The organism is Aurantimonas marina, assembly GCF_017183135.1.
Classification (GTDB): domain Bacteria; phylum Pseudomonadota; class Alphaproteobacteria; order Rhizobiales; family Rhizobiaceae; genus Aurantimonas; species Aurantimonas marina.
In genome coordinates this window covers 502,926-523,891 of record NZ_JADDXW010000001.1, presented here as the reverse complement: position 1 = coordinate 523,891, position 20,966 = coordinate 502,926, and the positions used below count along the sequence as shown (strand labels likewise).

At 61.7% G+C, this 20,966-nt stretch carries 16 protein-coding genes; 8 read left to right on the top strand and 8 right to left on the bottom strand.

Annotation, left to right across the window (positions count from 1 at the left end; translation table 11 throughout):
* Positions 1–11: 11 nt before the first annotated feature.
* Complete coding sequence (gene ggt, locus ING15_RS02460; protein ID WP_206453160.1) at positions 12–1,775, bottom strand: gamma-glutamyltransferase; 1,764 nt, start codon at positions 1,773–1,775, stop codon at positions 12–14.
* 1,503 nt (positions 1,776–3,278) lie between these two features.
* On the opposite strand from ggt, the gene ING15_RS02455 reads away from it, so the two are divergent.
* Together ING15_RS02455 and ING15_RS02450 are read left to right on the top strand one after the other, a co-directional pair.
* Positions 3,279–4,163 (top strand): IS1595 family transposase, encoded by an 885-nt coding sequence (locus ING15_RS02455; protein ID WP_206453254.1) that lies wholly within the window; start codon positions 3,279–3,281, stop codon positions 4,161–4,163.
* Positions 4,160–4,717: a hypothetical protein gene (locus ING15_RS02450; protein ID WP_206453159.1), complete on the top strand. Its 558-nt coding sequence runs from the start codon at positions 4,160–4,162 to the stop codon at positions 4,715–4,717. The genes ING15_RS02455 and ING15_RS02450 overlap by 4 nt, the downstream gene beginning before the upstream one ends.
* On the opposite strand, the gene ING15_RS02445 is transcribed toward ING15_RS02450, so the two are convergent.
* The 4 genes from ING15_RS02445 to pimC all read right to left on the bottom strand — a co-directional run bounded on the left by ING15_RS02445 (position 4,714) and on the right by pimC (position 9,799).
* Positions 4,714–5,574, bottom strand: a complete 861-nt coding sequence (locus tag ING15_RS02445; protein ID WP_206453158.1) for a DNA-methyltransferase — start codon at positions 5,572–5,574, stop codon at positions 4,714–4,716. The genes ING15_RS02450 and ING15_RS02445 overlap by 4 nt on opposite strands.
* Positions 5,575–5,703: 129 nt before the next feature.
* The gene (locus ING15_RS02440; RefSeq protein ID WP_206453157.1) at positions 5,704–7,206 is read right to left on the bottom strand and encodes an RNA-directed DNA polymerase; all 1,503 of its coding nucleotides are present in this window, start codon (positions 7,204–7,206) and stop codon (positions 5,704–5,706) included.
* Between the two features lie 193 nt (positions 7,207–7,399).
* Positions 7,400–8,548: an acyl-CoA dehydrogenase family protein gene (locus ING15_RS02435; protein ID WP_206453156.1), complete on the bottom strand. Its 1,149-nt coding sequence runs from the start codon at positions 8,546–8,548 to the stop codon at positions 7,400–7,402.
* 48 nt (positions 8,549–8,596) lie between these two features.
* On the bottom strand, positions 8,597–9,799 hold the full coding sequence (gene pimC / locus ING15_RS02430) for a pimeloyl-CoA dehydrogenase large subunit (protein WP_206453155.1): 1,203 nt from the start codon (positions 9,797–9,799) through the stop codon (positions 8,597–8,599).
* A gap of 192 nt (positions 9,800–9,991) precedes the next feature.
* Here pimC and ING15_RS02425 point away from each other — a divergent pair, with 192 nt between their 5' ends.
* Together ING15_RS02425 and ING15_RS02420 are read left to right on the top strand one after the other, a co-directional pair.
* A complete protein-coding gene (locus tag ING15_RS02425) occupies positions 9,992–12,067 on the top strand; it encodes a 3-hydroxyacyl-CoA dehydrogenase NAD-binding domain-containing protein (RefSeq protein ID WP_206453154.1) in 2,076 nt (691 codons plus the stop codon).
* 275 nt (positions 12,068–12,342) lie between these two features.
* Positions 12,343–12,654, top strand: coding sequence for a hypothetical protein (locus ING15_RS02420; protein WP_232845527.1), 312 nt, complete (start codon positions 12,343–12,345; stop codon positions 12,652–12,654).
* A gap of 66 nt (positions 12,655–12,720) precedes the next feature.
* On the opposite strand, the gene ING15_RS02415 is transcribed toward ING15_RS02420, so the two are convergent.
* The 3 genes from ING15_RS02415 to ING15_RS02405 form a co-directional block, all read right to left on the bottom strand.
* Positions 12,721–13,614 carry a quinoprotein dehydrogenase-associated SoxYZ-like carrier gene (locus ING15_RS02415; RefSeq protein WP_206453153.1) on the bottom strand — a complete coding sequence of 298 codons (894 nt, stop codon included), beginning with the start codon at positions 13,612–13,614 and terminating at the stop codon, positions 12,721–12,723.
* Positions 13,615–13,771: 157 nt separating this feature from the next.
* Positions 13,772–14,866, bottom strand: coding sequence for a RelA/SpoT domain-containing protein (locus tag ING15_RS02410; RefSeq protein WP_206453152.1), 1,095 nt, complete (start codon positions 14,864–14,866; stop codon positions 13,772–13,774).
* A 185-nt stretch (positions 14,867–15,051) separates the two neighbouring features.
* On the bottom strand, positions 15,052–16,014 hold the full coding sequence (locus ING15_RS02405; RefSeq protein ID WP_232845500.1) for a quinoprotein relay system zinc metallohydrolase 2: 963 nt from the start codon (positions 16,012–16,014) through the stop codon (positions 15,052–15,054).
* 599 nt (positions 16,015–16,613) lie between these two features.
* Here ING15_RS02405 and ING15_RS02400 point away from each other — a divergent pair.
* The 4 genes from ING15_RS02400 to ING15_RS02385 all read left to right on the top strand — a co-directional run bounded on the left by ING15_RS02400 (position 16,614) and on the right by ING15_RS02385 (position 20,965).
* Entirely contained in the window at positions 16,614–18,521 is a 1,908-nt protein-coding gene (locus tag ING15_RS02400) for a methanol/ethanol family PQQ-dependent dehydrogenase (RefSeq protein ID WP_232845499.1), read from the top strand.
* Between the two features lie 182 nt (positions 18,522–18,703).
* Positions 18,704–19,450, top strand: coding sequence for a c-type cytochrome, methanol metabolism-related (locus tag ING15_RS02395; RefSeq protein WP_232845498.1), 747 nt, complete (start codon positions 18,704–18,706; stop codon positions 19,448–19,450).
* 4 nt (positions 19,451–19,454) lie between these two features.
* Positions 19,455–20,342 carry a substrate-binding domain-containing protein gene (locus ING15_RS02390; protein WP_206453151.1) on the top strand — a complete coding sequence of 296 codons (888 nt, stop codon included), beginning with the start codon at positions 19,455–19,457 and terminating at the stop codon, positions 20,340–20,342.
* A complete protein-coding gene (locus ING15_RS02385; protein WP_232845497.1) occupies positions 20,339–20,965 on the top strand; it encodes a PQQ-dependent catabolism-associated CXXCW motif protein in 627 nt (208 codons plus the stop codon). Before ING15_RS02390 ends, ING15_RS02385 begins: the two co-directional genes overlap by 4 nt.
* Position 20,966 lies beyond the last annotated feature (1 nt).

The window sequence follows — 20,966 nt, the reverse complement described above, 5'->3', positions numbered from 1 at the left end:
GGCCCTGCCGGTCAATCGCCGATAGCGACGCCCTCGCGGCGCGGGTCGGCGCCGCCCGTCAGACCGTCCGGACCGATGACGATGCCGTGCAGGCCGGAGGTGAGTTCGCGCGCCTCGACCTCGAAGCCGAGATCGCGCAGTGGCTGGGCGAACGCCTCGGCCTCGGTTCCTTCCTCGACGTCGAAGGTGCCGAAGCGGTTGACCAGATGCGGCATCGCAATCGCTTCCTGAACATCCATCTTCCAGTCGATCAGGCCGATCAGAGCCTGCGCGACATAGCCGATGATGCGGCTGCCGCCGGGCGAGCCGATGGCGATGACAGGCTTGCCGTCCTTGAGGACGATGGTCGGCGCCATCGACGAGCGCGGCCGCTTGCCGGGCGCCACGGCATTGGCGATCGGCCGGCCCTCCTCATCATGGGTCTTGAAGGAAAAGTCGGTGAGTTCGTTGTTGAGCAGAAACCCGCCGGTCATCAGCCGCGAGCCGAAGCCGTTCTCGATCGTCGTCGTCATCGAGACCACGTTGCCGGCGGCGTCGACGATGGAAAAGTGACTCGTCGAGGGCAGTTCGATCGCCACGTCGTCGCCCATCAGCATCGCGTGATCCCAGGGCGGTAAGCCTGGTTCGACGGCGTCCTTGGACAGTGCGCTTTCGCCGGCCAGACGCCTCGACCGGTCGTTCAGATAGGCCTCGTCCAGAAGTCCCTTGAGCGGCATCGGCACGTAGTCGCTATCGGCCATGTAGCGGCCGCGATCGGCGAAGGCGAGACGCGAGGCGTCGCCGATGACGCGCCAGGCCTCGGGGCTCGTCGGGCCGAGCGCGGCGATGTCGAACGGTTCGATCAGGCCGAGGATCTGTCCGACCGTCAGCGCGCCAGAGGAGGGCGGGCCCATGCCGCAGACCTCGAATTGGCGATAGTCGACGCAGACCGGCGCGCGCTCGACCACCCGATAGGCGGCCAGATCCGATAGAGCCAGCCGGCCGGGATTGTCCGTCGCGTTCTGCACGGTCTCGACGATGGCCTGCGCGATCGGCCCCTCGTAGAAGCCTTCGGCGCCTTGTTCGGCGATCGTCTCGAGCGTCTTGGTATAGGCCTCGTTCTTCAAAAGCGTGCCGACCGGCAGCGGCTCGCCGTCAGTGCCGAAGAAGTAGTCGCGGGTCGCCGCATAGCGGCCGAGGCGTTCCTTGTCCTCGGCGACGAGTTCGTTGAGGCGTTGCGAGACCGCAAAGCCGTCGCGGGCGAGATCGATCGCCGGCCGGACGACATCCTTCCACGGCAGCTTGCCGTAGCGCTCGTGGGTCTTGACGATCAGCTTCACCGTTCCCGGCGTGCCGACCGAGCGGCCGCCGACGACCGCGTCGTAAAATTCCAGCGGCTGGCCGGAATCGTCGAGAAACAGCTTCGGCGTTGCGGCGGCGGGCGCGGTCTCGCGGCCGTCGAAACTCGTGAGATTGCCGGCGCTGGCGTCGAAATAGACGAGAAACGCGCCGCCGCCGAGGCCCGAGGATTGCGGCTCGACCAGGCCGAGGACGAGCTGGACGGCGACCATGGCGTCGACGGCGCCGCCGCCCTGGCGCAGGATGGCGAGGCCCGTCTCGGCGGCGAGCGGATTGGCGGCCGCCACCATTTGGCGGTCGGCCGCGACCAGCACCCTTGCGCTGGCCTCTGACGCGACTTCCGGCTGGATCGCGTCGGTCGCCTGCTCCTGGGCAAAGGCGAATGGCGGGAAAAAGAGGTTGAGCGAGAGCAGGGCGGCAAGAATTATCCTGGACATCGGCGCATCCTCTCCTGGCTGATCGGGGCCGAGCCTAGGACAGTCGCGCGGCGGCGAAAAGGCCCGTTCGGCGCTTCGGTCGCGAGGGGTGGCAAGCCATTCTTGCGCTCTCCCTCGCCCTTCGAGGCTCCGCTTCCCGCAACCTTCTTATACCATCACCAACACACAGGATCCCCGGCCTGCGGCCGAGGATGACGAAGCGGGGAGGGCTGCCCTTTTCCTTCCACGGGGCAGAAGGCGCGCCACATCGCCCGCGCCGCTGACGCGGCCGGTCGCTCGATCTCCAAAGCTCGCGTCCCCTCCTTTCGCTGCGCTTCGATTCCCTCTCCCCTCCTTAAGCGTCGCCTTGCGGCTCACTCGGGAGCGGGGTCCCCGCCAGTGGCTTGCCACTTAAGGGCGGGGCGGATGACCGTCTCGTCTCTGACGAGACGAGCGGCGGAACGCCGGAGGCGAACCCTCCGACTGTTTTAAGTCAATACGGTCCGCCTCCGGCATCCCGCGCGGCGTTTGCCCAACCCCTTGAAGCCCCCGAAGGGGGCCGCTGCCGGATCTTCACACCCCTTGCGGGACGTTCAAGTGGACCGATCCACAGACCCCTCCTAGTGGGGGACGGTCCGGCGGGCGCTCGGGGCCGTCCGGGCCGGGTCTTCTCCGGAAGAAGCCCCGTCGCGGACACCGCCCGCCAGCCCCCAAACGATCCCGGTGATCATTCGCGCCCGTTCCGTGGGCCGACGGTGAGGGCAGTATGCGGGAGGTGGAAAAGGTGGGGAGAAATTTTTTGGGTGGGCGCGGCTTTTTGGGAGCGCGCGGACCTGTCGTTCACCATCAAGGGTGTCGGGCGCCGGCCTTCGCGCCGGTCATCCCAGCCTTGCGCGTGCAGATGCGCCCATGCCGCGATGCTTCTCCTCGCTCCTGGAGCCTTGAGAAGGGCCATACATTGACAATTTCCCTTTCAGGTCCTTCGGGATTTCCGCCTACAACGACGAACTCGGTAAACGTACCAAACATCCACCGGCTATATCCAACCGCCAGAAACGTATGTGGGATCCGAAAACGCCCGGTCATGCGCTTTTCGAATCTTCGCCTTTTCGGATGTAGAAACTCCTGGGCTTTCCAGGGCCGTCAGCACGACGAGAAATTTAGAGTAATCACACCCCAGCGGATGGCTATGGTTGATTGCCGAAAGAATTCCCTTAATCCTCTTAAATTTGCTCCCTACCCGGTGTAATTCCGCGTGAAACTCGAGCAAATCAGTCGCCGAAGGAGCAGATAAATCGTAGATAAAATTGCGAAAGGAATGCATATCGGGTCCAGAATGGCGAAAGCGGGGGTACATTCCCGCAGCTAATCGGGCGAGTAACGGGTCATTTGAAATTGCATTTTTATTTTTATTAATGGGACCTATATACGTGTGTGACCCATTGACATGGGTCCGATAAACACCTAAATTCAGGCTATCGGAATGGAGCGATAGCCGTGAAACAGTTCGACAGCCTCTTCGACATGATGGAAGCCTTCCCGGACGAGCAGTCCGCGATCGACCACCTTCGTGTCATGCGCTGGGGCGCGAAAGATGAGAACGCCCACTGCCCGCATTGTGGCGGCACTCGGCTCTATCACTTCGCAGACCGTCGGAACCACAAGTGTGGCGAATGCCGGATGCGCTTCAGCATCAAGGTTGGAACGATCTTCGAGGACAGCAAAATCTCGCTCCGCAAATGGTTCATGGCCGTCTGGCTGATCACGTCGCACAAAAAGGGCGTCGCCAGCACGACGCTTGCCCGCGATATCAAGGTGACGCAGAAAACCGCATGGTTCATGCTTCATCGCCTTCGTGTCGCGGCTCGCACGAAATCCTTCAACGCGCCGCTCAAGGGCACCGTCGAGACCGACGAGACGTTCATCGGCGGCAAGGACAAGAACAAGCACGCTCACCAGCGCGGCGGCCAGCGTGGCCCGTCCGGTAAGGCGGTTGTGTGGGGTGCGATGGAGCGGAACGGTGAGTTCCGGGCGTTTCATCTGACGTCCTTGAAGGACGTGAAGTGCGCTGTCGAAAGTCATGTCGCCAAGGGTTCGATCGTTCTGACAGACGAGTATCGCGGCTATCAGGGCCTTGGCACCGACTACTATCACCGCACGGTGAACCACTCCGGTGGCGAGTACGTCCGGGCGGTCTGGATACACGTTAATTCGATCGAAGGCGCATGGTCGCACATCAAGCGTCAGATCTACGGCATTCACCACTGGATTTCAGACAAACACCTTGGCCGCTATCTCTCGGAAATGACGTGGCGTTTCAATCGCCGCGAACAGGGCGAAGGCGACCGTATGAACGCGCTCTTGTCGAATGTTGCCGGTCGTCTTCGCTACAGGGAGTTGATCGTATGACCCGTGGCAAGAAATACGAGCCCTCACTCCATCTCGACATGGACTTCGACGAGGCGCTGCAGCGGTTTTCCTTGACTCGTAAGAGCGAGGTCGATGATCTTCTCTCCCAGACTAAGCGCGAAGCGCCAAAGGGGGGAGAAGCCATGCCGCTTACGTGGTGGAAAAAGCTTTCAGTTACAGATGCACAGCGGCCAACTACCGGACGTTTGGTCCCCTATTTGAGGCTCACCAAAGCCAAGAACCCGCAGGACAATCAGACGTGGTTTCGGCACGTCTTTTTCGCGGGGGAGCCTTGGGTGAACGGACATTTTGGCAGACATGCCGTTGAGCAGGTCGATATCGATTTCGAGGTAACGATACTAGGCCAGAGCAAGGGCGTTCGGACGATGCGGGTCACTCACGACGACACCCGGCAGGACAACAACAACACACCCAACACTTGGCTGCATTACGACGAAGGGACGTTGGCAGATTTCCACGCGCAGAACTTGGCGCATCGCATCGTGCGAGTTTCCAAGAGTGATGCCAGCGTTTATTCGTTCATGATCACTTAGGCTGCGATTTCGGCTGGTTCTTGCGCGAAGAACGATCTCATGTGGCCTCGCAGTGAGCCAAGCTGGTTTGCCCGAACGGTGACGCATGTGTTTGAAGGCATCACGCATGTTAGGCGCTGCTGTGCGACCCTGATCAAATCCATTTTCTCTTTTTTGAACTCGACAATATCGTCATTCATTTCGATGCCGATGCAGCGCCGCTTTTCCATCGCGGCGGCAACCAAGAAGCTGCCTGACCCGAACGTGTTGTCGAGCACAACGTCACCATGCTTCGTGTATGTGCGAATGAGGTAGCGCCCTAGTTCGACTGGCTTTTGGGTCGGATGCCAGACACGGCCCTCTGATTCCGACGTTTTGAAGTACACAACGTCCGTAGGGTAGCGACCGCCCGACGACTTGATGTGAGCCGGTCGGAAATCGCCATAGGAGCCTGTGAGCTGGTTCTTTCGGACGCCCTTGTCGTAGGCCTCGCCAGGCTGCATCTGGGGTGTGTAATTTGGCTGCCGGGCATAGAACATGCAGATGTCCTCGTGCTTGCGCAACGGCTGTTTTTTGGCGTTGAGAAAGTTGGTTGGCTTCGATTTCACCCAAGTGATCTTGTATTTGAAAATCGATTCCTGACTCATTATGACGCGGGCGGTAAACGGTCCTTGGCTCATAAGGGCAACGACGCCTTTGGGCACCAGAATGCGGCGGTACTGCTTCCAGAGCTTTTCGAGCGGAATGACGCTATCCCAAGCGTTCTGTGTCGTGCCGTATGGCAAATCGCAGAGAATTAAATTCACGGACCTATCTGGGATAGCCGCCATGGCGGCCAAGCAATCGTCCTCGATTAAGAGTGCGTTAAAGTTGTTCATTGGCCCCGATCCCCGTGACGCGACTACCGTTTCAGCGTCCGGTCTAAGGTGAATCAGAGGTCCCTGTAAAATGGTTAATGGCGGCTCAGAATCTAATTTTTTAAGTCATATCAACGGCTTAAATATCAACTAGTTAGCTGGGTCACACACGTATATAGGTCCCTTATTAATGTATAGTAATATGGTGGAATATTTTCCAATTCTGGACAAAATCCACAGCTTTGCATAATGCAATGAACCGGGTGACCCGGTCATAGATTTCAAAAGCTCTCGGAAAACATCTGCTTCTTCTGATGCGATATCGATTTTTCCATCGACGATAGCGCGAGCGACATTCATAGTGAATGCATCATCACAAACTATACCAGTCTTATAAATATTTGAAATCAAATTTATATCTTCTGAATTAAATCCGCATCGGCTTCGATTGCGTAGCGCGCTTTCTCTTATATTTGGGTGTAATCTAATAAGGGATGCGTATAAGTTAGAATCGATTAAAATGCCATGGCGCGTACAGATATTAACACATCGCTTTATAATTTTTTCACCATTTCCCTCTATAAAATATCCATTATTATATGCTGTCCGAAATATTTTCTCGAACTTCGTCAATATTTTGATGACCGGCAACCCCTTCTCGTCCGCCGATTTTATCGACGCCTCGAAGCGATCCAGAAAATTGTTCTCGCGCACCCGGAAATGCCTTAAAGCCTCTTTTGCTGTTAATATTTTTGTCTTTCCTGCGTTCAAGCGAAGACTTCTTGATTGTAGAACGAGGTCTGTATCCCTAAGTAAATGCTTTGCATCTTTTATAGTATCGACCCCGGCGTCAATATCGTCCATAAAACGAGCATAATTTTTCTGAGATCTGTTCTCCATAAATCTGTCCAGCTCGAACAAGTAAGAGTGTGCAAGAAGACGGGGGCCATCAAAATCCATTTGAGGCAAACCAATCTGCCGAGGGGGCATAAAATCGGGCTGCCAAGCGAGCGCGGTTAAAATATGTATTAGAAAATCAAACAATGTCTCATTAAGTCTTACCAAAGATGTAACGACATTTCGTAATTGTGTGAAATCGATGAAGTCATAATAATTTGAAATATCGCTTATAACTACAAAGCTATTTTCCTTGGTAAATTTAAGTATCTCTGATTGGAAATCCTTCCAAGACTTGAATGTTCCGTATTCTGGTTCTTGATTTTGATTAAAACTGTGATCTTTCGGCTCAAAGAAGGCGTTTTTAGACGGAGCTTGATTTTTTATTTGACTATATAATTTGTCGGAGAGGCACTGTAGTACTATTGCGTCCTCCGCTCGTGGTTGCACCATCAATCGACACAAGCCTTTAGATTTTTCGACATAGTATCGACTCGGGCTGCGGACTGTATAAGTTCCGTTGCGAATGGAAGACCGAATTTGTGAGGTGACTGTATCTATGTTTACATGTATATCCAAATGTTGTACTGGATCGGGATAAAACTGTCTTTTCATATCGTGACGTGTTTTCTTTCTCCACTTTTCTTCCAAGCGTTTCACAGTTATATATGCGCATATATTTCTTGCGCGCAAAAAATACTTTGGAGAGTGTTCCATTTTGACCCGCATACTAATCGGTGGGTGAGAGGCCGACATGAATCGATCGCTCGGAATATCTCGTATTGCATTTTCCCAAAATGGTACTGTTTTTCAATCGTAGATAGTTCCGCGAGGGCCTATGTGGCTTGGCCCGGTTCTCGGGTCAGGCCCCAGGAAGACGCTCTTGTTGGGCGTTCGGCCGATCCGGCGCCGTGTCCGTCAACAGACAGCAGGATGCTTGGCTCGCTTCCTACAGCCCCTGTAACCCGCCCTGTTCCGCCAGCATCTCCAAATGATGGTCGGCATCCCCGAATGCCAAATCGATCATCGCGGTGCGCTTGAAGTGGTGGGCGACCTCGTATTCCATCGTCACGCCGACGCCGCCGTGGAGCTGCACGGCGTTCCGGCCGATAAACGTCGCCGAACGGCCGATCTGCACCTTCGCTGCTGACATGGCTTCGCGCCGCGTTTGCGCGTCCGGCTCGGCGGCGTTCATGGTGGCGTAGAGCATCATCGAACGGGCCTGTTCGAGCGCCATGTACATCTCGGCGCCGCGATGCTGGAGCACCTGGAAATCGCCGATCGGCACGCCGAACTGCTTGCGTTCCTTCAGATAGGCGATGGTCAGTTCGTGCATCCGCGCCATCGAGCCGACCGCTTCGGCTGAGAGCGCGGCGATGGTCTCGTCGACGACCCGCGCGATCGCCGGAAAGGCGCCCGCCGGATCGCCAAGGACATGGGAGGCCGGGACCGACACGGCCTCGAAGCTCAGTTCCGCCGCGCGCATGCCGTCCTGGGTCGGATAACCCCGGCGCGACAGTCCCTTAGCGCCGGCCGGCACGAAGAACAGGCCGATGCCGGCCTCCTCGCCCGGCGCGCCGCTGGTGCGGGCGGTGACGATGAAGCCGTCGGCGCTGTCGCCTGAGAGCACCAGCGTCTTTTCGCCGGTGAGCCTGAAGCCGCCGCCGTCCGGCTCGGCCTTCAGCGCGACGAAGGCGGGATCGTAGCGCGAATGGCGCTCGGCCCATGCGAAGGCGAGGCGGGTCGAGCCATCGGCAAGGCCTGGCACCCACTCGGCCCGCTGTTCGGCACTGGCGGCATGGCGGATAGCGCCGCCGGCCATGACGATCGAGGCCAGATAGGGCTCGACGACGAGGCCGCGGCCGAAGGCCTCCATGACGATCATCGTCTCGACCGGGCCGCCACCGAAGCCGCCGTCGTCCTCGGCAAAGGGGACCGCCGTCAGGCCGAGTTCGGCGAAGGCTGTCCACATGGCGCGGCTGAAACCGGGCTCCTCGGCGCGGTATGTGTTGCGCTGCTCGAAGCCGTAGCGATCAAAGACCAGCCGCTCGACCGAGTCCTTGATCATGGCCTGTTCGCCGGAAAGGTCGAAATCCATGGGTTTGTGTCCTGCGTGAAGGGCGCGGCCGGTCGTGCTGGGGCGGGCTCAGAGCCCGAGGATCGCCTTGGCGATGATGTTCTTCTGGATCTCGTTGGAGCCGCCGTAGATCGACACCTTGCGGTAGTTGAAATAGCCGGGCGCCAGCGGCGCGGCGTAGTCCGGCCCGACCGGCGGCTCGTTGGAGCCCTCCTCGCGCGCGGGCTCGTAGGGCAGGGCGTAGGGGCCGATCGCCTCCATCAGGAGTTCGGTGGTCGCCTGTTGCAGCTCCGAGCCCTTGATCTTGAGGATCGAGGAGGCGGGATCGGGCTTGCCGTGGGCGCGTTTCGCCTCGGCCGAAAGCACCCGCAGCTGGGTCATCTCCAGCGCCTTCAACTCGATCTCCACCGCGGCGACCTTCTCCCGGAAGCGGCGGTTCTCCCAGACCGGTACGGCGCCGGCGAACTCCATCCTGGCGATCTCCTTGAGGCGGCGGATGCGCTCCTTGGAGGCGCCGACGCGGGCGATGCCGACCCGTTCGTGGCCGAGCAGGAATTTCGCGTAGTCCCAGCCCCTGTTTTCCTCGCCGACCAGATTTGCGATCGGCACGCGCACATCATCGAAGAACACCTCGTTGACCTCGTGGCCGCCGTCGATGGTCTGGATCGGGCGGACGGTGACGCCCGGCGTCGTCATGTCGATCAACAGGAAGGAGATGCCCATCTGCTTCTTTGGCGCGGCCGGGTCGGTGCGCACCAGGCAGAAGATCCAGTCGGCATATTGGCCGAGCGTCGTCCAGGTCTTCTGGCCGTTGACGACGTAATGATCGCCATCCTTCTCGGCTTTCGTGGTCAGGCCGGCGAGATCGGAGCCGGCGCCCGGCTCGGAAAAGCCCTGGCACCACCAGTCGTCGAGATTGGCGATGCGCGGCAGGAATTTGGCCTTCTGCGCGTCGTTGCCGAAGGTGTAGATGACCGGTCCGACCATGTTGTGGCCGAAGGGCAGCATCTGCGGGGCGGGCGCCTGCTGCAGTTCGTCCTGGAAGATGTACTGCTGGACCGGCGACCAGCCAGTGCCGCCGAACGCTTCCGGCCAGTGCGGCACCGACCAGCCCTTGTCGTTGAGAATGCGGGTCCAGCGCACCATCGCGTCCTTGCCGACCGAGCGCCCGTCGCGCAGGGTGGCGGTAACGTCGTCGGGCACATGATCGCGGATGAAGGCGCGGACCTCGTCGCGGAACGCCGTCTCTTCCTCGGTGAATCGCAGGTCCATGGGCTTGATCCTTCGTTCCGGCCGCAACGGCGTGCGGGCAGTGCGCGGATCGCGAAAACCACGGGCCGCCATTTGCCTCAGATGTGACGCCGCCCTAGCGTGGTGTCAACGCGATCCGCCCGCCCATGCTGGCCGGAGGCGCCGGCCTTTTCTGCGCCGGGATAGCTTCAATTGCGAATGGACACGTTTCACATGCTCCTCATCAACGACGCGGCGACGCTGGACAATGACGGCGCCATCGCCCTTCTGATGCTGCACAACCCGCCGGTGAACGCGTTGTCGCAAGTGCTGCGCGAGGGCATCGCGGCGGGCATCGAAGCGGCGGCCGCCGACGATGCGGTCAAGGCCATCGTGCTGATCTGCGAGGGCCGGACCTTTATCGCCGGCGCCGACATCAAGGAGTTCGGCAAGCCGATGGAAGGCCCGTCGCTGCGCGAACTGGAGGATATGGTCGAGAACTGTCCCAAGCCGGTGATCGCGGCGCTGCACGGCACGGCGCTCGGCGGCGGGCTGGAACTGGCGCTCGCCTGCCACTACCGCATCGCGCTCCCTTCGGCGAAACTCGGCCTGCCGGAGATCAAGCTCGGCATCATTCCCGGCGCGGGCGGCACCCAGCGGTTGCCGCGGATGATCGGCCTGAAACGCGGGCTCGACATGATCCTCACCGGCACGCCGGTCGGCGCGGCGACGGCGCAGACACTCGGCATCGTCGACGAACTGGCCGTCGGCGACCTTCGCGTCGAGGCGGTGCGGTTCGTGAACGACATCCTCCGCGAGGAACGGCCGCTGCGCAAGGTCAGCGAGGAAGACGACAGGCTGGCGCGCGAGGACATCGAGACGGCCATCGCGGAAGCGCGCGCCGCCCACGGCCGCAAGATGAAGGGCTTCGACAGCTTCGACAAGGCGCTGGAGGCGGTCGCCAACGCGGCGCGCCTCTCCTTCGCCGAGGGAATGGCGCGCGAGGGCGACATCTTCGCCGAGCTGCTCGGGGGCATCCAGTCGAAGGCGCAGCGCTATGTCTTCGGCGCAACCCGGGCGGCCGCCAAGATCCCCGACATTGCTGCCGATACGCCGACCCGGCCGATCCGCAAGGTCGGCATCATCGGCGCCGGGACGATGGGCGGCGGCATCGCCATGAACTTCCTTTCGGCTGGTATTCCGGTGACGATCGTCGAGGCAAGGGAAGAGGCGCTGGAGCGCGGCACGGGCATCATGCGGACAAACTACGAGGCCTCCGCGAAAAGGGGCCGGATTCGCCCGGAGGACGTCGACAAGGCGATGGGCCTGCTCTCGCCGTCGCTCGACATGGCCGATCTCGCCCACTGCGACCTGATCATCGAGGCGGCGTTCGAGGAGATGGCGGTGAAGAAGGAGATCTTCGCCAGGCTCGACGGGATCGCCAAGGCCGGGGCGATCCTCGCCTCCAACACCTCCTATCTCGATATCGACGCAATCGCGTCGAGCACCAGGCGGCCCGAGGACGTCATCGGTCTGCATTTCTTCTCGCCGGCCAATATCATGAAGCTGCTGGAGGTGGTGCGCGGCGAAAAGACCGCGACGGACGTGGTCGCCACCGCGATGAAGCTCGGCCGCAACATCGGCAAGACGGCGGTGCTGGTCGGCGTCTGCCACGGCTTCGTCGGCAACCGCATGCTCAACGCCCGCCAGCGCGAGGCGAACAAGCTGATCCTGGAAGGCGCGATGCCCTGGGATGTCGACCGGGTGCTGACCGATTTCGGCCTGCCGATGGGGCCGTTCCAGATGGCCGATCTGGCCGGGCTGGACCTCGGCTGGAATCGCGAGACCTCGAAGGGCGAGACCATTCGCGAGCGGCTGTGCGAGGCGGACCGGCGCGGCCAGAAGACCGGCGCGGGCTTTTACGACTACGACGACAAGCGCAAGGGCTCGCCATCCAGGCTGGTGGAGAAAATGATCCGCGCCAAGTCGCAGGAGGAGGGTCTCAAGCGCCGGACGATTTCCGACGACGAAATCCTCGAACGGCTCGTCTATCCGATGATCAACGAGGGCGCCAAGATCCTCGACGAGGGCATCGCGCTCAGGGCATCGGACATCGATGTGGTGTGGATCAACGGCTATGGCTGGCCGGTCTATCGCGGCGGACCGATGTTCTTCGCCGACACGATCGGGCCGGAGGTGGTGCTGGCGAAGATGCGCGAACTGGAAGAGCGGATGGGCGAGGATTTCAAGCCCGCGCCGCTGCTGGAGCGGATCGTCGAAGAGGGGCGGAGTTTTACCGGCGCGGTCTGAACGGCTCACGGTCTTTCGATCGCGGGACTTTTTCCCGTATCCGTTTGGCAGGGAGCCGAAAGTCCATCGTCCCCCTTCACCTGCGTCAGTATGCCGTCATACTCGTTGGAAACGGCGAGGATGGCCGGAGGGAGGACATGATGGCCAACAGCCGCTCAGGCATCAGGTGGATCGCCGCGTTGGCGGGGGCGATGCTGTTCGCGGCGAACGGAACCGCCAGCGCGCAATCGGCGCTTCCGCAGGACAGAATGGCCGGCCCCGCCGGCGCCATCAAGATGCCGACGACCGGCAGCGTGCCGAACGCTGCCACCGCCGACTATCCGACCGACGTGACGGCCGACTACGTGTTCGGCTGCATGGCCAGCAACGGCAACACGCGCACCGCGCTGGAGCAATGCTCCTGCTCCTTCGATGTGGTCGCCTCGCTGCTGCCTTACGAGCGCTATGTCGAGGCCTCGACCTTCCTGTCGATGGGGCAAGTGACGGGGGAGAAAGGCGTGCTGTTCCGTACCAGCGCCGAGGCCAAGGCGGCGATCGGCGATCTCAAGCGCGCGCAGGCCGAGGCGGAAATCCGCTGTTTCGACTGAGAGCGCCGACGCTCGTCCAGTCGCCGTTTTAATCAAAAGCTGTAAAAACCATAGCTGCCCGGATCGTCAGGACTGCTCGGGGGCAAACGTCTTTTCGAAGACATTGCCGTCGGTGTCGGTCGCCTTGGCGTGGAACGGCACCGACGGGTCGCCGCGATAGTTGAAGCGGAAGCTCGGATCCTCGGAGATCGAAATCCCGCCGGTCATCGAGAACAGCCGCTCGCCGCCTCGGTCGACTTCGAGATCGGTGATGAAATGCGCCGGGATATAGAGAAGCGTTACCTGATCCTTCTGCAACCCGGAGTTGTTCGGATGCCGGATCATCAGCTGCGCCTCGTGGGTCGCCGCGCCGCCGATATCCGCCGCGGCAAAGGCCCGCAGCTTCATCTGGCCCATCTGCTTGGCCGCGACCTCGGCGTCCTTCGCCGCCGGGGCGGCGCAGCCGCCGGCCGCCTTGACGTATTGCTTGGTGACGTAAAGCGTGCCGTCGGCGGATTCAGCCACCGCGTGGATGTCGGTATAGGCGTTGACCCTGACGCGCGTCGACAGTTCGGTGAGGCCGGAGCCTTCGGCAATGTCGAAGGTCGCGGCCACTGGCGCCGGGTTCTCGTCGATGACCAGCGTCACCTTGCGGATGTTCTTGGCGGGATCGAGCGTCAGCTTGACGGGCACGATGGCCGGATCGGTCGCCCGGGCCGGCGCTTCCAGAGCGATCGCATCGGTGCCCTCGACCAATGGCCGGTCACCGAACAGGTCGCCCTTGAGGCCGGGCCAGGCGGATTCCATGGCGGCGGCCGCCGCTTCGGCGGGCGAGAGCGTCGATTGGGCGAACGCGGCGGGGGCTGAGAGCGTCAAAGCGGAAACGGCGAGAACGGCGAGCGAAAGAACGCTGGCCAGCGAGGTCCGCCGAGGGGACCCGTGCGTCGCCTGGCGGTGCGGCCCGGCATGAGCGTCCAGCATGAAAATCTCCCAGTTTTCGTCGCGAGTGCCCGTTCGCTCCTAAGCTAATGTGACGGCATTGCCAGGCGAGGACAAGGGAGGGCCGTCTCAACTCGCCTTGATCGGACCCTCAAGGCCCGGTAGGTGCAATTACTTAGGTGACGGGGGTCGAACAGGGTCAGCCTTGCGCTTTTGTCCGTCTCGGTCGCTGGAGGTTTGGCCCATGCAGCACCTTGCCTTTCATTAGGGTCTGACAGCCGTTGTCGATGAGATTGATAAACTCCGTAGCGTCAGAAAAGTAGTTCCTAAACGCGATCCGCACCTCGTCGGACGTGTCCGCGCGGACTAGAACGATGTCTTTGCCAACGTGCTGTTTTTCCAACTCAAATAAGGCACGAAGTGCGTCGGTGGCATCGCGATAAGATTTCATCTCCAAGGGAGGCGGCTTGCCCTCCTCCGGTTCGCCAAAGATCAAGATGATGTTCTTTTTTTCCGTCACCTCATTGTTCGCCGAGTTCAGCGCACGAAGCATCCGCATGAGCCCCAGCTCATTGTCGAGCGCGAGAAACTGTTCCGTGAGTTCGGCGTCCGACAAATCAGGACGACAAGAATTGGCATCCTCGCAAGTCCGAGCGATTATCTCGCTCGCTAGCGACAGGGCTTCCTCATACCGTTTATCGCCTTCCTGAAATTTAGGCTGACTCTCCGTAATGAAGCCCACCACCTCCACGGCGGTAGCCCACGCGTGCTGGTAGAAGGTTCGATACTGGAGTTCGATCAGGAGGCCCTTGTAGGGCTTGCCGTGGACCGAATTCACATCATACGCGTAAACGTCGTGGATGCCGCGATAGCCGGTAGCCTTGGGCCGCTTGATATAATCGTATTTGTCTGGCTGATTTTTCAGGCTGTGGTTGAAATGGGCGCAATGGAGATGGTGCCGGAAAGCGTATAGTTCCTCGGCGTTTGGGAAGATAAGGCGGCAACCTGCGACATCATCCATCCGCGCAAGCTGCATCGTCGGGTATCGGCGCAATTTGCCAAATATCGTGCTGCGCCGCTTATGCCGCTGAGCGACAACGATATCGGTTCCCTTTGTCCGGTTCCGCAAGATTGCCTGAAAGGTATTGAGGACAGAACGATGGGCTGCCCGCCATACATCGATGACCGCCAAATCTTCGATGGTCTGAGTGCGGGTGCGCACAGCTTCTCCCGCGCGACTCACGCGTTCCTTTGAGCCGCCAGGAAATAGAGTCTTCGCTGCCGCAGTGGCCATGCACCGATCCCAAACCGCACCATCCGACTGCCAAAACCCGACGTCTCAATATCTGGTGCAGGTTCAGCCTCTCGCGCCGGATGAGTCAACGGCAAAGGGGCTAGATCAAACAGATAATCACCCACGACTCACTTTCGGCACGTCAGGTATATAATTGCCGGACAAAAGCCGCGCCTTGCGCGGGGTCATTCCCACTCCAGCTCGGCGAAGGCCGCCGTGGCGTTGCGGGCGTTGAAGGCGTCGAACACCTGCCAATTTCCGGCTTCGCTGCGGCCCGCCGTCTCGACCGCGTCGGCTAGGGGCACGCCATCGGCGATCGTCTGGCGGAGATCGGATGCGAGCCGTTCAAGATAGGCGGTCTGCGGCGCGATCGCCGCCGGCCATGGCGCACTGGCAGGACCATGGCCCGGCACGACGCGGCTTGCCGGAAGCGCCTCGAGCTCCGGCGTCTGAGCGAGCCAGCCCTTGAGGCTGCCGTCGATCACCGGCACATGCTCCATGAAGACCAGATCGCCGGCAAACAAGGTGCCGGTCGCCGCGTCGAGGACGGTCAGATCGTTGTCCGTATGGGCGGTGCCCCAAGCCTTCAGCGTCAGCTTGCGGTTGCCGAGATCGATGACGCGCTCGCCCTCGACGGTTTCGTCCGGAAGCGTGACGGTAACCTCGTCGGCGAGCTCCGGGCCGAGCTGTTCGCGCATCGACTGCTTGTAGAAATCCGCCCGCGCGGCGAGGGCGGCCGGCAGCTTGTGATGGCCGATCAGCGTGGCGCCGGCTGCCTTGAACACCTGGTTCCCGAACACGTGGTCGGGATGCATGTGGGTGGTGACGAGGTAGCGAATCTGTTTGTCGGTGACCGCGCGGATCGCCCGCAACACCGACCGGCCGACCGCGGCGCTGCCGCCGCTGTCGATCACAGCCACCGCCTCGTCGCCGACGATGACACCGATATTGGCGATGTCGCCCTGGTTTTGTGGGTTGGTCTCCTCGACCAGGCCGGCGTGGACATAGACGCCGGGCACGATCTCCTCCAACACCAGCGGCGCGGCCCAAGCGCCGGCGGCACCAACGAAGGCGGTGATGGCGACCAGGGTCGACGCCGTGCAGCACTGGAGGAATTTCAGGCGGATCGACATGGCTCCATCAGACATGCCCACGCGCTCCGGTGCAAGATCACCGGCGTTCCACGACGCGCGCCCGCCCGCCCCAATTCGACACCATCACCGGCGATCCGGTTTCGCCCGAAGACGCCAAAGACCGGCGACGGGGATGCGGCTTGCTGACGCGGCGCCAGGGCCTGGGAAGGCGATGGATTGTTTTCCTGACCCTGGCCCGGCTTGGGGTGCGCGCTGCGGCAACCGCCGCGGGCAAGCGAAACGCCTGCAAGTCGCGAAGTATTAAGGAGGTTCCCGGCCCGTACCTGAGTCGAATCCGCTCTATAGAACCACAATGTATTGCGATGCACACTGAAAATGCTGCGACGCATATAGGAAAAGTGCTACTCGGAGCTTGCACAGGAAAAATTCCCGCACTAGCATCGCTTCATGGTTTCCGGCTTCAAGGTCGCAGTGTTGGGAGCGCTGCGAATCCTCGAAGGCCACGGTAGGTGTCGATCAACGGTGCCCACCAAGACCCCTATTGGCGGTCGTGACACGCTGCCGGAAACCTTCCCCCAGACTATCGTTGACTCAACGTTCGTCGGCAATCCTGCCGCCACGCGTCACCGCTACAGTTCCTTGGGAGGACACAGATGTTCAAGACAATCACGAAGGCCGCGCTGGCGTCCAGCCTGCTCATCTCGATCGGGGCGGGAGCCTCGGCGAACGAGAAGCTGCAGGAGATGCAGGGCGACGCCGCGCAGTGGGTGATGCCCACCGGCGACTATTTCAACCAGCGCTATTCGACGCTGGACAAGATCAACAAGGACAATGTCGGCGACATGGTCCCGGCCTGGGGTTTTTCGACCGGCGTTCTGCGCGGCCATGAGGGCAACCCGCTCGTTGTCGGCGACACGATGTTCGTCCACACGCCGTTCCCGAACATGGTCTATGCGCTCGACATCAAGAATGACGGCGAGATCAAGTGGAAATACGAGCCGAAGCAGGATCCGAACGTCATTCCGGTGATGTGCTGCGACACCGTCAACCGCGGCGTCGCCTATGCGCCGGCGGCAGGCGAAGGCGGCAAGGATCTGGTGATCCTGCATCAGGCCGACACGACGGTCGTCGCGCTCGACGCCGCGACCGGCGAACAGGTCTGGTCGATCCAGAATGGCGATCCGTCGAAGGGCGAGACCGGTACCGCGGCGCCGATGGTGTTCAAGGACAAGGTGCTGATCGGCATCTCCGGCGGCGAGTTCGGCGTGCGCGGTTCCATCACCGCCTACAACGTTGCCGACGGCTCGCAGGCCTGGCGGGCCTATTCGACCGGCCCGGACGACGAGATGCTGTTCGACCCCGAAACCACCATGGAACTCGGCAAACCGGTCGGCGCGGATTCCTCGCTCAACAGCTGGGAAGGCGACCAGTGGCAGATCGGCGGCGGCACAACCTGGGGTTGGTATGCCTACGATCCCGAGCTGAACATGATCTATTACGGCACCGGCAACCCGTCGACCTGGAACCCGGCGCAGCGCCCGGGCGACAATAAATGGTCGATGACGATCATGGCCCGCGATGCCGACACCGGCATGGCGAAATGGGTCTATCAGATGACCCCGCATGACGAGTGGGACTTTGACGGCGTCAACGAGATGATTCTCGCCGACATCGACGTCGGCGGCACCGCGACCAAGGCGCTCGTCCACTTCGACCGCAACGGTTTCGCCTACACGCTGAACCGTGAGACCGGCGAATTGCTGGTCGCCAAGAAGTACGATCCGGCGGTCAACTGGGCGACGGAAGTCGTCATGGATCCGAACTCGGATCAGTACGGGCGTCCGCAGGTCGTGGCGGAGTATTCGACCGAGCAGAACGGCGAGGACACCAACTCGACCGGCATCTGCCCGGCGGCGCTCGGCACCAAGGATCAGCAGCCGGCGGCGTATTCGCCGGAGACCAAGCTGTTCTACGTGCCGACCAACCACGTCTGCATGGACTACGAGCCATTCCGCGTCGCCTATACGGCCGGACAGCCCTATGTCGGCGCGACCTTGTCGATGTACCCGGCGCCCGACAGCCATGGCGGCATGGGCAACTTCATCGCCTGGGACGCCGGCAAGGGCGAGATCGTCTGGTCACTGCCGGAGCAGTTCTCGGTGTGGTCCGGTGCTCTCGCCACCAAGGGCGGCATCGTCTTCTACGGCACGCTCGAGGGCTATCTGAAGGCGGTCGACGCCGACACGGGCGAGGAGCTCTACAAATACAAGACCCCGTCGGGCATCATCGGCAACGTGATGACCTACGAGAATGAAGGCAAGCAGTATGTCGGCATTCTCTCCGGCATCGGCGGCTGGGCCGGCATTGGCCTCGCGGCGGGCCTCACCGATCCGAACGCCGGTCTCGGCGCGGTCGGTGGCTACGCGGCACTGTCGAAATACACCGCCCTCGGCGGCGCGCTGACGGTCTTCACGGTCCCGGACCAGACGGCTTCCGCCGCACCAGCGGCTGGTACGGCGGCCGCAGCTCCTGCGGACGCTGCCTCAACGCCCACCAAATAAAGACAGCAGCAAGGGCCTCGCCTTCATCCACGGCGAGGCCCTTGGCACGACCGGAGGGTCCGTTGTCGGGCATCGACCTCGACGCCGGACCCTCGCTGTTAAGAGGGCGGATGCGCAGCCGACGTGTTTCTTCCCAGGTTCGGGCCGCCAGGGCAGCCTTTGTGTGAACTCGTGAGGTTTGTATGAAAAGCAGTTTGATCGCGGTCGCCGGCGCCTTGTTCCTGTCGGCCGGTACGCTGGTCGCGGCGCAGGACAGCGGCACGACCATCGTGCCTGCTGGACAAATGGCGCCAGCGGCGACGGCCCCAACGGCACCGGCCGGAGATGCGGCCGCAGCCCCCGCAGCCGCGGCTGATCCTGCCCCCTCCAATGCTGCTGCGGCCGATGCCGCCAAGCCTGCCAAGGCCGCCGCCGCGAGTGGCGACAAGGCGATGGCGACCGGCGACACCATGAAGGTGGACGCGCATCCGTCAAAGGATACGGCAACCGAAGGCAACGCGCCGAGCCAAGGCGAGATGGGTAAATTCGTCGATCCGGCAGGCAATCCCACCTATAGCCTCGCCGAAGATGGTACGGCGGACTGGTACACTTGGCGCGGCTTCAAGAAATACGGCGCCAACTGCCTGCAGTGCCACGGCCCGGACGGGATGGGGTCGTCCTTCGCTCCAAATCTGACCGAGTCCTTGCAGAACCTCAGCTACTACGACTTCGTCGGCATTGTCGTGAGCGGCCAGCAGAACCAGTGGAACTCGTCGGGCAATTCGATCATGCCGGCCTGGGGTGAAGATCCCAATGTGATGTGCTCCCTCGACGCGATCTACGTCTATCTGCGCGCGCGTACCGACGGCGTCGTCGGACGGGGCGAGCCGAAACGGCCGGCGAAGAATGAGGCCGGACAGAAGGCCGAATACGACTGTCTGGGGTTCTGATGCGATGATCCGCTACGCCGCAGTTATCGTCGGAATGGCCAGCGCCCTGGTGCTTGCGGCGCCGGCGCCGGCCCAGGACCGGGAATTCGGCGGTGAGATCGAGCTGGTCGATCCTAATGTGCTGCGCGTGTGCGCGGACCCCAACAACATGCCGTTTTCCAACGAGGTCGAAGCGGGCTTTGAGCAGGAAGTCGCCCGGTTCCTGGCTGACAGGCTGGGGCGGCAATCGGTGTCCTACACCTATTTTCCGCAGGCGACCGGCTTCGTGCGGATGACGCTCGGTTCCAATCTGTGCGACGTCATCATGAGCTATCCGCAGGGCGACGAGCTGGTTCAGAACACCAACGCCTATTACCGGACGGCCTATGCGCTGGTCTATCCGAAGGACGGCGACCTCGCCGGCGTCGAGACGATCGCGGACCCGAAGCTGAAGGACAAGCGCATCGGGATCGTCGCCGGCACGCCGCCGGCCACCTACCTCGCCCGCGCCGGTCTGATCGGCAAGGCCAAACCGTACCAGCTGATGATCGACACGCGGTTCGACAATTCCGCCAAGGCGATGATCGACGACCTCGACAGTGGCGAGATCGACGCGGCGATCCTCTGGGGGCCGATGGCCGGCTATTACGCCAAGGAATCGGGCAAGGATTACGCCGTCGTGCCGCTCACCCATGAAGGCAAGGGGCCGGCGACGAGCTTCCGGATCACCATGGGCGTCCGCGCATCCGACCAGCAGTGGAAGCGCACGCTCAACCGCGCGATCCAGGAATACCAGGACGAGATCGACGAGATTTTGTTGTCCTACGGCGTGCCGCTACTCGACGAGCAGGACCAGCCGATCGTGTCGAAGGCTGGCAAGCCGGCACCGGAATCGCTGGAGCCGAAGGGATGAGAGCGGCCCGCCCGCCGGCCGCCCTGTTCGGCCTGGTTCGCGCGAGCGCCCTTATGTGGATCATCCTGGCGTTCGTCCTCGCGCCGCTTCCAGTGTCCGCTAAGGAGGATGCGGCGGCCGAGGCGGCCGCGACCGCAATCCTCCCCGAGCCCGCGGACTACCGGACCGAGGCCTATCGCGCGCCGGTCCCGGCCAGTCTTGCGGGCGGCACCGTCGTCGACACGGCGGCCGCCAAGACGCTGCATGACAGGGGCGCTGCCTTCGTCGACGTCCTGCCGCGCGCGCCGCGTCCGAAGGGCCTTCCCGCCGATACGATCTGGCGGCCGAAGCCGCGCAGCAATATTCCCGGCTCGATCTGGCTGGTGGATACCGGCTATGGCGAGCTGGCGCCGGCAATGGAGCGCTATCTCCTCGAGGGGCTCGCCGAAGTCACGCAAGGCGACAAGAGCCGACCCATCGTCATCTACTGCCTGCGCGATTGCTGGATGAGCTACAACGCCGCCAAGCGGGCGATCCGAACCGGCTATACGGCCGTCCATTGGTATCCGGACGGTACCGATGGCTGGGCGGAAGCCGGCTATGCGCTGGCGCCGTCCGAGCCGGAGCCGCGGCCGGACGAATAGA